Origin of the sequence: Klebsiella sp. K47, from assembly GCF_051858335.1 — a bacterium.
GTDB classification, from domain to species: Bacteria; Pseudomonadota; Gammaproteobacteria; order Enterobacterales; family Enterobacteriaceae; genus Klebsiella; species Klebsiella pneumoniae.
The window spans coordinates 1-222 of sequence record NZ_JBPYUI010000440.1 but is presented as its reverse complement, the minus strand read 5'-3'; the positions used below and the strand labels follow the sequence as shown (position 1 = coordinate 222).

General features: G+C 50.9%; 1 protein-coding gene. It reads left to right on the top strand.

Features of this window, described 5'->3' with window-relative positions:
- A partial coding sequence (locus tag RRF55_RS28705; protein WP_281157930.1) for a DDE-type integrase/transposase/recombinase occupies positions 1–222 on the top strand: 222 nt, incomplete at both ends.

Sequence of the window (222 nt, the reverse complement as noted above, 5' to 3'; positions counted from 1 at the left end):
TCCATGCCGGAAAGTCGCTGAAAGGTGAGGATGTGGTCGGTGTGATGGAAAGGTTACGGGTGCTGGGCAAGCGCCTGCCGGTACGTATTCAGACAGATAACGGCAGTGAGTTTATTTCGAAAAGTCTGGATAAATGGGCGTATGAGCACGGGGTCACAATGGACTTATCCCGCCCCGGAAAACCAACGGATAACCCGTTTATTGAATCATTTAACGGCAGTC